General features: G+C 70.7%; 13 protein-coding genes. All 13 read left to right on the forward strand.

Annotated features, from left to right (window positions below):
- Nucleotides 1–52: 52 nt before the first annotated feature.
- The 13 genes from rimM (at nt 53) to ACRDP3_RS16560 (ending at nt 11,138) form a co-directional block, all read left to right on the forward strand.
- Complete coding sequence (rimM, locus tag ACRDP3_RS16500) at nt 53–610, forward strand: ribosome maturation factor RimM (protein ID WP_431517716.1); 558 nt, start codon at nt 53–55, stop codon at nt 608–610.
- Nucleotides 607–1,443: a tRNA (guanosine(37)-N1)-methyltransferase TrmD gene (trmD, locus tag ACRDP3_RS16505; RefSeq protein WP_431517717.1), complete on the forward strand. Its 837-nt coding sequence runs from the start codon at nt 607–609 to the stop codon at nt 1,441–1,443. Before rimM ends, trmD begins: the two co-directional genes overlap by 4 nt.
- Nucleotides 1,444–1,575: 132 nt before the next feature.
- The gene (rplS, locus tag ACRDP3_RS16510; protein ID WP_431517718.1) at nt 1,576–1,926 is read left to right on the forward strand and encodes a 50S ribosomal protein L19; all 351 of its coding nucleotides are present in this window, start codon (nt 1,576–1,578) and stop codon (nt 1,924–1,926) included.
- 46 nt (nt 1,927–1,972) lie between these two features.
- Nucleotides 1,973–2,695, forward strand: coding sequence for a signal peptidase I (gene lepB, locus ACRDP3_RS16515; RefSeq protein WP_431517719.1), 723 nt, complete (start codon nt 1,973–1,975; stop codon nt 2,693–2,695).
- A gap of 268 nt (nt 2,696–2,963) precedes the next feature.
- Nucleotides 2,964–3,983, forward strand: coding sequence for a signal peptidase I (gene lepB / locus ACRDP3_RS16520; RefSeq protein WP_431517726.1), 1,020 nt, complete (start codon nt 2,964–2,966; stop codon nt 3,981–3,983).
- 79 nt (nt 3,984–4,062) lie between these two features.
- Nucleotides 4,063–4,905 carry a signal peptidase I gene (gene lepB / locus ACRDP3_RS16525; protein WP_431517720.1) on the forward strand — a complete coding sequence of 281 codons (843 nt, stop codon included), beginning with the start codon at nt 4,063–4,065 and terminating at the stop codon, nt 4,903–4,905.
- 76 nt (nt 4,906–4,981) lie between these two features.
- Nucleotides 4,982–5,710 (forward strand): signal peptidase I, encoded by a 729-nt coding sequence (lepB, locus tag ACRDP3_RS16530; protein ID WP_431517721.1) that lies wholly within the window; start codon nt 4,982–4,984, stop codon nt 5,708–5,710.
- A 39-nt stretch (nt 5,711–5,749) separates the two neighbouring features.
- Nucleotides 5,750–6,073 (forward strand): DUF2469 domain-containing protein, encoded by a 324-nt coding sequence (locus ACRDP3_RS16535; RefSeq protein WP_181766143.1) that lies wholly within the window; start codon nt 5,750–5,752, stop codon nt 6,071–6,073.
- A gap of 117 nt (nt 6,074–6,190) precedes the next feature.
- On the forward strand, nt 6,191–6,574 hold the full coding sequence (locus tag ACRDP3_RS16540; RefSeq protein ID WP_431517722.1) for a YraN family protein: 384 nt from the start codon (nt 6,191–6,193) through the stop codon (nt 6,572–6,574).
- Complete coding sequence (locus ACRDP3_RS16545; RefSeq protein WP_431517723.1) at nt 6,574–8,247, forward strand: YifB family Mg chelatase-like AAA ATPase; 1,674 nt, start codon at nt 6,574–6,576, stop codon at nt 8,245–8,247. Before ACRDP3_RS16540 ends, ACRDP3_RS16545 begins: the two co-directional genes overlap by 1 nt.
- On the forward strand, nt 8,244–9,413 hold the full coding sequence (gene dprA / locus ACRDP3_RS16550; protein WP_431517724.1) for a DNA-processing protein DprA: 1,170 nt from the start codon (nt 8,244–8,246) through the stop codon (nt 9,411–9,413). Before ACRDP3_RS16545 ends, dprA begins: the two co-directional genes overlap by 4 nt.
- 270 nt (nt 9,414–9,683) lie before the next feature.
- Complete coding sequence (whiG, locus tag ACRDP3_RS16555) at nt 9,684–10,529, forward strand: RNA polymerase sigma factor WhiG (RefSeq protein WP_431517725.1); 846 nt, start codon at nt 9,684–9,686, stop codon at nt 10,527–10,529.
- Nucleotides 10,530–10,580: 51 nt separating this feature from the next.
- The gene (locus ACRDP3_RS16560; protein ID WP_431517727.1) at nt 10,581–11,138 is read left to right on the forward strand and encodes a TetR/AcrR family transcriptional regulator; all 558 of its coding nucleotides are present in this window, start codon (nt 10,581–10,583) and stop codon (nt 11,136–11,138) included.
- Nucleotides 11,139–11,197 lie beyond the last annotated feature (59 nt).

Raw genomic sequence — 11,197 nt, forward strand, 5'->3', positions numbered from 1 at the left:
GTACGTGTGCCGCCCGGACGCAGTACCGGCACCCCGAGCTCGGAGAAGGACAGTGCAGCTAGTCGTCGCACGTATCGGCCGCGCCCACGGCATCAAGGGCGAGGTCACGGTAGAGGTCCGCACGGACGAGCCGGAGCTGAGGCTCGTGCCCGGCGCCGTGCTCGCCACCGACCCGCCCCTGCCCGTACCGCTCACCATCGAGCACGGCCGGGTGCACAGTGGCCGGCTGCTGCTGCGCTTCGAGGGGGTAGGGGACCGCGGTGCGGCTGAGGCGCTGCGCAACACGCTTCTCATCGCCGAGATCGACCCGGACGAGCAGCCGGAGGACCCCGAGGAGTTCTACGACCACCAGCTGGTCGACCTCGAGGTGGTGACCCGCGAGGGGGCACCGGTCGGACGGGTCGGGGAGGTGGCGCACCCGCCGGGGCAGGACCTGCTCGTGGTCAGGCTGCCGGACGGCGGTGAGGCGCTGATCCCCTTCGTGACCGAGATCGTGCCCGAGGTCGATCTGACGGCCCAGCGGATCGTCATCGACCCGCCACCAGGGCTGCTCTCCGAGCCTCCTCCGGACACCGGCCCGGAGGAGGAGACCGGGGACGGCGCCCGGTGAGGATCGACGTCGTCACCATCTTCCCGGAGTACCTGGAGCCCCTGAACGTCTCCCTGGTCGGCAAGGCCCGCGCCCGCGGACAGCTCGACGTCCGGGTGCACGATCTGCGCGAGTGGACCCACGACAGGCACCACACCGTCGACGACACCCCGTACGGCGGCGGCCCCGGCATGGTGATGAAGCCCGAGCCGTGGGGCGAGGCGCTGGACGAGATCATCGGGGCGCCCGGAACGCAGCCGGAAGGGGAGTCCGCGGCGGACGTGCCGACCCTGGTCGTACCCACCCCCAGCGGCCGTCCCTTCAGCCAGGAGCTGGCCGTCGAACTCTCGGTCAGGCCATGGCTCGTCTTCACGCCGGCGCGGTACGAGGGCATCGACCGCCGTGTCATCGAGGAGTACGCCGAGCGGCTGGACGTGCGCGAAGTCTCGATCGGGGACTACGTGCTGGCCGGCGGCGAGGCGCCCGTACTGGTCATGGTGGAGGCCGTCGCACGGCTGCTGCCCGGAGTGCTGGGCAACGCCGAGTCCCACCGTGACGACTCCTTCGCGCCGGGAGCGATGGCGGACCTGCTCGAGGGCCCCGTCTACACCAAGCCGCCGGAGTGGCGTTCCCGTGGCATTCCGGACGTGCTGCTCAGCGGCCACCACGGCCGGATCGCCCGCTGGCGCCGGGATCAGGCCCTCGCCCGGACGAGCGCCAACCGCCCCGACCTCATCGCCCGCTGCGACCCGGCGGCGCTGGACAAGCACGACCGCGCGACGCTCGAAGGGCTGGGATGGCGGCCGGGAGCGGACGGCCGATTTTGGCCGACCGGGGAGCACGTGGAAGAATAGGCCGCTGCTCCACGTCCGGCGCGCGACCCTGCCACAGGGGGACCGACGCCCGTACGGAAGTGGCGGCTCCCCAAGTCAGCATCACGATCATTCCGCTGATGACCTGTGGCATCGGCGAGGAAAGCAGACGGCATGTCTCAGCTTCTGGAAAACCTCGACGCCGCGTCGCTGCGCGACAACGTCCCGGCCTTCCGCCCGGGCGACACGGTCAACGTCCACGTGCGTGTCATCGAGGGCAGCCGCTCCCGTGTCCAGCAGTTCAAGGGCGTCGTCATCCGGCGTCAGGGCGGCGGCGTACGAGAGACCTTCACCGTCCGCAAGGTCAGCTTCGGCGTCGGCGTCGAGCGCACCTTCCCGGTGCACACCCCGATCGTGGAGAAGATCGAGGTCGTGACCCGCGGTGACGTCCGCCGCGCCAAGCTCTACTACCTGCGCCAGCTCCGCGGCAAGGCCGCCAAGATCAAGGAGAAGCGCGAGAACTGATCTCGCCGCCGGGCGTCCGATGGGCGAAGGTGAGGATTCCGGCCCGATGGACGCCGACGTACAGCAGCAGGACGACGCGGAGCGCGACAGCTCCTCCGGCCCCGTCACGGCGGGGCGGAGCAGCCGGTCGTGCTCCGCTCGCTTGTGTCTGGGTGCCACGTCGCTGCTCATCGTCCTCTTGCTGGTCAGCGCCTTCGTCGGGCAGCCTTTTCTGATCCCGTCCGCTTCGATGACCCCCACCCTGGAAGTCGGCGACCGTGTGCTGGTGAACAAACTGGCCTACCGTTTCGGCAACTCTCCGGCGCGCGGAGACGTTGTGGTGTTCGACGGCACAGGTTCATTCAGGGGCGAGGAGGGGGCGGACGAGAATCCGGTGACCGGTCTGCTGCGTGCGGCCGGTTCGGCAGTCGGCCTGGTGAGACCGCCGGAGACGGACTACGTCAAGCGTGTGATCGGCGTCGGCGGGGACCGGGTCCGCTGCTGCGACAAGCGCGGGAGGATCGAGGTGAACGGTGCACCGCTGGACGAAGGTTATCTGCGTCACGGTGACGACCCGTCAGTCGTGCCGTTCGATGTCGAAGTACCGCAAGGGCGGCTGTGGGTGATGGGGGATCACCGTTCCGATTCCAGCGACTCGCGGGACCATCTCGGTGATCCCGGCGGCGGCACCGTACCCGTGGCCCGGGTGATCGGCCGCGCGGACGTGATCGGCTGGCCGGTGCGGCACTGGGGGCCGGTGCATGGCGCAGAGGCGGGTACCCATGGCTGACCGCGGCGGTCCGGTCCACGGGCACGACCCCGGGCAGCAGTGGCAGGGGGGCGGAAACGGCCGCCCGCAGCGCCCCGGCGGGCGATACGACTACGGCGTCGCCAACGACCGCGACGACTACGGCGACGGCCGTTCGGGATACCCCCGTGACTACGGCTACAGCGAGCCGTTCGACTATGTGGGCCCGCCGGCCGGGCCGGCCGGAGAAGCGAGCGGCGAGACCATGCGGCTCGGACGCCCCCCGGCCGGAGAAGCGAGCGGCGAGACCATGCGGCTCGGACGCCCCGTGGTGGTGCCCGACGATATGGGCGACGCGCCCCCGACGCCGACCGAGCCCCGGCCGCCGACCGGCGGACGAGCCGCGCGGCGGCGCGCCGCGAAGCGGGTCAAGCGGCGCAGAAGGCTTTCGGCGACGAAAGAGATACCGATCCTGATCGGTGTGGCGCTGTTCATCGCCCTGGTGCTCAAGACCTTTCTCGTGCAGGCGTTCGTGATTCCGTCCGGTTCGATGGAGCAGACGATCCAGATCGGTGACCGGGTGCTGGTCGACAAGCTGACGCCGTGGTTCGGCACCAAGCCCGAGCGCGGTGACGTGGTGGTCTTCAAGGATCCCGGCGGCTGGCTGGACCGGGAGGAAACCCAGCGGGACGACGACCCGGTGGGGATCAAGCAGGGCAAGGAGTTCATGACCTTCATCGGACTGCTGCCCTCGGACGACGAGCAGGATCTGATCAAACGGGTCGTCGGAGTAGGCGGCGACAAGGTCAAGTGCTGTGACCCGCAGGGCAGGGTGACGGTGAACGGCACACCGCTCAAGGAGCCGTACCTGCACCCCGGCAACAAGCCCTCCCAGATGAAGTTCGATGTGTCGGTGCCGGTCGGGCGCGTCTTCGTCATGGGCGACCACCGGGCCAATTCCGCCGACTCCCGGTTCCACTTGCGGGACCCGGGCACGGGCACCGTCCCCGAGGACAAGGTGGTGGGGCGCGCGATGGTCATCGCGTGGCCGTTCGGCCACTGGCGGCAGTTGGAGGACTCCGGAGCCTATGCGTCGGTTCCGGACGCGCGAGGTGCCACGACCGCGGCACCCGTTGACGGGAATAATCGAGTGGTGCAACTGCCGAGCCCTGCGGAACTTCCGCTCGTTATGGGAGTGGCGGGCCTGTCCCGATTGTCGGGCAGGCGGCAGCGGAGTGTGAGGAGAGACAGTGGGGGACCTGGCGGTCGGCGCTCGTTCCGGTTCCGGCGACGGCGAGGGCGACGGTGGAGCGGAGGGCAAGCGCCCTGACGCACCCGTTCCCGGGCCCGACGTACAGACTGCGGCGCGCGATGCGCCGCCGACCGCGGAGAGAGGCAGTGACAGCAGCGTGAGCGCTGGTGCGAAGAACCACGCCAGGAGTGACGAGAAGCGGCAAACGGGGAAGCAGCGTTCCTTCTGGAAAGAGCTGCCCCTGCTGATCGGCATCGCGCTGGTCCTGGCGCTGCTGATCAAGACATTCCTCGTCCAGGCGTTCTCGATCCCGTCCAATTCGATGCAGAACACCCTCCAGGTCGGCGACCGGGTGCTGGTCGACAAGCTGACGCCGTGGTTCGGTTCCGAGCCGGAGCGCGGTGAGGTCGTGGTCTTCCACGACCCGGGCGGCTGGCTGAGCGAGTCGCCGGTACCCCAGCCCACCGGCGTCGGCGGCGCCGTGCAGCAGGCGCTCAGCTTCGTCGGCCTGATGCCGTCGGCAGAGGAGCAGGACCTGATCAAGCGGGTCATCGCCGTCGGCGGCGACACGGTGCGGTGCGAGCGGGGCGGTTCGGTCAAGGTCAACGGCAAGGCGCTGGACGAGCCCTACATCTTCCCCGGGAACACCGCCTGCGACGACAAGCCCTTCGGTCCCGTCAAGGTGCCCGAGGGTCGGCTGTGGGTGATGGGTGACCACCGTCAGGACTCACTCGACTCGCGCTTCCACCAGAAGCTCAAGGGCGGCGGCACCGTTCCGACGGATCAGGTCGTCGGTCGCGCCATCGTGGTGGCCTGGCCGCTCACCCGGTGGTCGACGCTGCCGGAGCCGGACACCTTCGGCCAGAAGGGCCTGGCGGCGAAGATGGCGGAGGGAGCCCCGGCGGCGCTGGGCCTCGCGGGAGCCGTGCCGCTCGTATTGCTGCGGCGGCGCAGGCGCCTGCTCCATGACGTGATCAACGAGCCGGCGATCAAGGACTGACCGGCCGTATCGAGGGACTCGTACCACGGGTAAGGTGCGCCCAGATCAATGCGGCGAGCTGACCGGGAGTGCGGGCATGGGCAAAGCTGGACGTACGGGCACAACGCACGGCCGCCTCGGGAACGCGCTGTCGGGGCTGGCCGTGGCGGTGGGCAGTGTCCTCTTCCTGGGAGCCTTCGTCTGGGGCGCCGTGCTGTATCAGCCCTACACCGTGCCGACGCAGTCGATGGACCCGACCGTGAAGGCGGGGGACCGGGTGCTGGCGGAACGGATATCCGGCGACGAGGTGCGGCGCGGGGACGTCGTCGTCTTCCAGTCCGCCCTCTGGGGCTCGGAGCCGATGGTCAAGCGGGTCGTGGGAGTCGGCGGGGACAAGGTCGACTGCTGCGACAAGCAGGGCAGGCTGTCCGTCAACGGCGAGGTGATCGACGAGCCGTACCTGAAGAACACCGGACCGGACTCCCAGCCCCCGTTCAAGTCGACGACCGTGTCCCGGGGCAAGCTCTTCCTGCTCGGCGACCACCGGATGGACTCCCTCGACTCCCGGGTCCACATGGAGGACGGCGACGACGGCGCGGTGCCGCGCTCCGCCGTGAACGCGCGGGTGGATGCCATCGCCTGGCCCATGAGCGGCCTGACGATGCTGGAGCGACCCGCGGGGTTCGCGGCCCTGCCGGGCGGTACCTCGGATCCGGGGCCGCTCCAGCCGCTGGGCGCCGCGATCGCCGGGGGCGCGGTGCTGATCCTGGGCGGCGCGGCCTACGGGCCGATCGCGCGCCGGGCCGGACGGGGCACTCGCGGCTGACGCACAATAGGAGGACGCACGGCTGAAGGGGAACACGCCATGAGCGCCGAGGATCTCGAAAAGTACGAGACCGAGATGGAGCTGAAGCTCTACCGCGAGTACCGGGATGTCGTCGGCCTCTTCAAGTACGTGATCGAAACCGAGCGGCGCTTCTACCTCACCAACGATTACGAGATGCAGGTGCACTCGGTGCAGGGTGAGGTCTTCTTCGAGGTCTCGATGGCCGACGCGTGGGTGTGGGACATGTACCGGCCCGCCCGCTTCGTCAAGCAGGTGCGCGTGCTGACCTTCAAGGACGTGAACATCGAGGAGCTCAACAAGAGCGAACTCGATCTGCCGGAGGGCTCCGGCTTCAAGAGCTGAGCCGTCACCCGCGCGGGTGACGGCGCTGTCCACATCCGGTGAGTTGTCCCCGGAAATTCGTCATGATCCTTCAGCCGCCACGGTTGCCGTCACAGTCGGTGACCGGAGGTGGTGCGGATGAGCGCCCGTAAAGCACTCGGCCGGTACGGCGAGGACGTGGCAGCACGGCGGCTGCGCGAGGCCGGAATGGTGGTGCTGGAGCGTAACTGGCGCTGCGTCGAAGGCGAGCTGGACATCGTGGCGCGGGACCGCGACGCGCTGGTGATCTGCGAGGTCAAGACCCGGCGCACGGGCAGGGCCGGGATGTTCGAGCATCCGATGGCCGCGGTCTCCCCGGCGAAGTCGGCGCGGCTGCGGCGGCTGGCAGCCCGCTGGCTGACCGAACGCTGGCTGTCGCGGTACGGGCGGCCACCGCACGGGGGCGTGCGGATCGACCTGGTCGGGGTGCTGCTGCCGGATCGCGGGGCACCGCTGGTCCAGCACGCGCGGGGGGTGGCCTGATGGGGTTCGCCCGTACCTGCTCGGTGGCCCTGGTCGGAGTGGAAGGGGTGGTCGTCGAGGTCCAGGCCGATCTGGAGCCCGGCGTCGCGACCTTCACGCTGGTGGGGCTGCCCGACAAGAGCCTGACCGAGAGCCGGGACCGGGTGCGCGCCGCGTTGGTCAACTCCGGCGCGGAATGGCCGCAGAAGAAGCTCACGGTCGGGTTGAGCCCCGCCTCCGTTCCCAAGAGCGGCAGCGGTTTCGACCTGGCGGTCGCCTGCGCCGTGCTGGGCGCGGCGGAACGCATCGACCCGCGGACCATCGCCGACCTGATGATGATCGGTGAACTGGGGCTGGACGGACGGGTGCGCCCGGTGCGCGGGGTGCTCCCCGCGGTGCTGGCCGCCGCCGACGCCGGCTATCGGCAGGTCGTGGTGGCCGAACAGGCCGTACCCGAGGCGTCGTTGGTGCCGGGGATGGCGGTGCTGGGCGTACGCAGCCTGCGGCAGCTGATCGCGGTGCTCGCGGACGAGCCGGTGCCGGAGGAAGATCCGTCGGAAGGTGGCCCCGGCACCGGCGGACAGAGCGGACCGAGCGGGCCGGGAGGACCGGCCGACGGAGGCCGCACCGAGCGTCTGCTGACGGGGGTAGCGGTGCCCGGCAGCGGATGGGCGGCGGGCGGCGGTCCGGGAGAGCGGACGGTGGACATGGCGGACGTCGCAGGGCAGGGCGCTGCCCGGATGGCCCTGGAGGTGGCGGCCGCGGGACGGCACCACATCTTCTTCAAGGGGCCACCGGGAGCGGGCAAGACGATGCTCGCCGAGCGCCTTCCGGGACTGCTGCCGCCGCTGAGCCCGCAGCAGTCGCTGGAGGTCACGGCGGTGCACTCGGTGGCCGGGGCACTGCCGGCGGGGCAGCCGCTGGTGACCCGCTCCCCGTACTGCGCACCTCACCACTCGGCGACGATGGCGGCGCTCGTCGGTGGCGGCTCGGGGCTGCCGCGGCCGGGAGCGGTGTCGCTGGCGCACCACGGTGTGCTCTTTCTCGACGAGGCGGCGGAATGCAGCGCCCGGGTGCTCGACGCGATGCGGCAGCCGCTGGAATCGGGTCACGTCGTGGTCGCGCGGGCCGCCGGGATGATGCGGATGCCCGCGCGTTTCCTGCTCGTCCTCGCGGCCAATCCGTGTCCGTGCGGACGGCACGGGATGAAGGGCGGAGACTGCGAGTGCCGCCCCTCGTCCGTCAGGCGGTACCGGGCGAGGCTGTCGGGTCCGCTGCTGGACAGGGTCGATCTGAGGGTCTCGGTGCGGCCGCTGTCCCGTTCCGAACTCGCCGCGCTCGACGGTGGGGCCGAGACCACGGCGGCGATCGCGCAGCGCGTGCTGGCGGCACGTGAGCGCGCCGCGGAACGGTACGTGGACACTCCCTGGTCGACCAACAGCGACGTTCCCGGCCATGAGCTGCGCACGCGCTGGCCGGTCGTGCCCGGCGCGCTCGGCAGGGCCGAGGAGGACATGGAGCACGGACTGCTGACGGCTCGCGGCATGGACCGGGTCCTGCGGGTCGCCTGGACGGTCGCCGACCTCGCCGGGCATGACCGGCCGACGGCCCAGGACGTCAACCGGGCGCTGGAACTGCGTACCGGGATCAGGCACGGTGCCACGCTCTCCGGAGCGCGCGGAGGCCCGGCATGAACGACGAGCCGGGTCACCGGCTCGCTGCGGACGCCGGGGAGCGGCTGGCCCGTGTCGCGCTGACCCGGATCGCCGAACCAGGGGACGAGCTGGTCGGCCGGTGGCTGAGGACGCACGGCGCGCGGGAGGTGCTGCGGGCCCTGCGGGGGAACGGTGCGCGGCTGCCCGGAGCAGGTGAAAGGCGCTGGGACGGTCTGCGCTCGCGCACGGACAGGGCGCGGCCCGAGGCGGACATGGCGGCTGCCGAGGCGGCCGGCGTCCGTTTCCTGGTCCCGGGTGACCGGGAATGGCCGGGACAGCTTGACGCGCTGGGGTCCTCCCGGCCCATCGGGCTGTGGGTGCGCGGCGCTCCGTACCTCCGCTTCTGGGCGCTGCGTTCGGTCGCCGTCGTCGGCGCCCGTGCCTGCACTGATTACGGGGTGCATGTCGCCGCCGTGCTCGGCGCGGGTCTCGCGGAGCGCGGCTGGACAGTGATCTCGGGCGCGGCCTACGGAGTTGACGGCGCCGCCCACCGGGGTGCGCTCGCCGCGGGCGGTGCCACGGTCGGGGTGCTGGCATGCGGGGTCGACGTGGCCTATCCGCCCGGTCACGCGGAGCTGATCCGCCGCATCGGCGAACAGGGCTTGCTGGTGGCCGAGTTGCCCCCGCAGGATCACCCGACCCGGAGCCGGTTCGTGCTGCGGAACAGGGTGATCGCCGCGCTGACACGGGGAACGGTCGTCGTGGAGGCGGCGTTGCGCAGCGGTTCGCTGTCGACCGCACGGCACGCACGGCGGCTCGGCCGGTTCGTGATGGGCGTTCCCGGGCCGGTCACCTCCGGGCTCTCGGCGGGCGTGCACGAACTACTGCGCGAAGAGGGCAGCGTCGTCACGGACGCCGCTGAAGTGATCGAGCTGGTCGGAAACATGGGAGAGCTGGCACCGAGACGCCACGGTCCCGCCGTGCCTCGTGACGTGCTGCCCGGGGAGGCGGCTTGCGTACTCGACGCGCTGCCGAGCCGTGGCGCGGTCGAGTCCGCACAGCTGGCGCAGGCCGCGGGCGTCACCGCCGACGCCGCGCTTGTGCGACTCCAGGAACTGTGTGCGCTCGGATTCGTCGAACGCCTGGGGAACCGGTGGCAGTTGGCCAGGGAGGCGAAGCCGCACCCCGGGCACCCCATCGAGTGATGAGGCGGTCCTTGACCTGCGGCTATTGAATGAAAGGGTGATCCGTATGCACTCGTTCAGCCGTTCCCCGTGCCGAAAGCCGGACTTCGGCGCGGTCGTCGGAGTAACTCCGGCGTGCGGGCAGCGGAACGTATCTGCGCATGCCGGGGTGCGCGCTCATCGCATATTGCGACACCTTCGTCACGCTACGCTCACAGCACCCTTGAACGGGCACCACGATCACGTTTCGTCCGCGCGACGACCACTCGGCAGAACGGCTCAAGACGACGCATGCCTCAGCACATCTCCGGGCCTGACCGCACGGACACCGGCCCGGCGCCGGTCACGGCCGAGGACACCGTGCCCGGTGCCGCCCACAGTCCGCTCGACGAGCTGTGGCGGTCGTACAAAGCCACTGCTGACGAACGGCTGCGGGAACAGCTAATCCTGCACTACTCCCCCCTGGTCAAGTACGTCGCCGGGCGGGTCAGCGTCGGGCTGCCTCCCAATGTGGAACAGGCCGACTTCGTCTCCTCCGGGGTCTTCGGACTCATCGACGCCATCGAGAAGTTCGACCCGGAGCGTTCCATCAAGTTCGAGACCTACGCCATCACCCGGATCCGCGGCGCGATGATCGACGAACTGCGGGCCCTCGACTGGATTCCCCGGTCGGTGCGGCAGAAGGCGCGTGCCGTCGAGCGGGCCTACGCCACCCTGGAGGCGAACCTCCGGCGCAGCCCGTCGGAGACCGAGGTGGCGGCCGAGATGGACATCCCGCTGGAGGAACTGCACGGCGTCTTCAGCCAGTTGTCCCTCGCCAACGTCGTGGCGCTGGAAGAGCTGCTGCACGTCGGCGGGGAGAGCGGTGACCGGCTCAGCCTGATGGACACCCTCGAGGACACGGCGGCGGACAATCCGGTGGAGATCGCCGAGGGCCGGGAGCTGCGCCAGCTGCTGGCCCGCGCCATCAACACCCTCCCGGCACGGGAGAAGACGGTGGTCACCCTCTATTACTACGAGGGGCTGACACTGGCCCAGATCGGCGACGTACTCGGCGTCACCGAGAGCCGGGTGAGTCAGATCCACACCAAGTCGGTGCTTCAGCTGCGGGGGAAGCTGGCCGAAGTCGGTCGCTGAGCCGGTCTCCGTCCGTAGAGTGGAGGCGTGCCCAGGATTCGAGCGGCCTCCGTGGCCGAGCACCGGACCATGCAGCGTGCCGCCCTGCTGGACGCCGCCCGCGCACTGCTTTCCGAGGGTGGCACGGAAGCGCTGACCTTCCCCTCTCTCGCGCGGCGCACAGGGCTGGCGCGCTCCTCGGTCTACGAATACTTCCGTTCCCGCGCGGCCGTGGTGGAGGAGCTCTGCGCCGTCGACTTCCCGGCCTGGGCGGCCGAGGTCGAGGCGGCGATGGCCGCGTCCGAATCACCGGAGGGGAAGATCGAGGCATACGTGCGGCAGCAGCTGTCGCTCGTCGGCGACCGCAGGCACCGCGCGGTCGTCGCGATCTCGGCGGGTGAGCTGGATGCCGGCGCACGGGAGAAGATCCGCGCCGCCCACGGCGGCCTGATCGCCATGGTCGTCGAGGCGCTCGGCTCCCTCGGCCACGAGCAGCCGCGGCTCACCGCGATGCTGCTCCAGGGTGTCGTCGACGCGGCGGTCCGCCGAATCGAGCTGGCCGCCGCCGAGGACCCTGAGGAGATCACGGAGGCGGCCGTGGAAATGGCCCTGCGCGGCGTCCGGGGCTGAGGCGCGCGTCCGGGGGCGGACGGGCGAGCCGTCGCCGTGCCCAGAGCGCGGCGCCGGCC

The sequence above is a fragment of the Streptomyces sp. genome (genome assembly GCF_050698815.1).
GTDB lineage: Bacteria > Actinomycetota > Actinomycetes > Streptomycetales > Streptomycetaceae > Streptomyces.

What these genes read in the sequence shown, in the direction of transcription:
- lepB (WP_431517719.1), top strand. Translation starts at nt 1,973, where the DNA reads ATGGACGCCGACGTACAGCAGCAGGACGACGCGGAGCGCGACAGCTCC.
- lepB (WP_431517721.1), top strand. Translation starts at nt 4,982, where the DNA reads ATGGGCAAAGCTGGACGTACGGGCACAACGCACGGCCGCCTCGGGAAC.
- whiG (WP_431517725.1), top strand. Translation starts at nt 9,684, where the DNA reads ATGCCTCAGCACATCTCCGGGCCTGACCGCACGGACACCGGCCCGGCG.
- ACRDP3_RS16540 (WP_431517722.1), top strand. Translation starts at nt 6,191, where the DNA reads ATGAGCGCCCGTAAAGCACTCGGCCGGTACGGCGAGGACGTGGCAGCA.
- ACRDP3_RS16535 (WP_181766143.1), top strand. Translation starts at nt 5,750, where the DNA reads ATGAGCGCCGAGGATCTCGAAAAGTACGAGACCGAGATGGAGCTGAAG.
- rplS (WP_431517718.1), top strand. Translation starts at nt 1,576, where the DNA reads ATGTCTCAGCTTCTGGAAAACCTCGACGCCGCGTCGCTGCGCGACAAC.
- ACRDP3_RS16545 (WP_431517723.1), top strand. Translation starts at nt 6,574, where the DNA reads ATGGGGTTCGCCCGTACCTGCTCGGTGGCCCTGGTCGGAGTGGAAGGG.
- lepB (WP_431517726.1), top strand. Translation starts at nt 2,964, where the DNA reads ATGCGGCTCGGACGCCCCGTGGTGGTGCCCGACGATATGGGCGACGCG.
- dprA (WP_431517724.1), top strand. Translation starts at nt 8,244, where the DNA reads ATGAACGACGAGCCGGGTCACCGGCTCGCTGCGGACGCCGGGGAGCGG.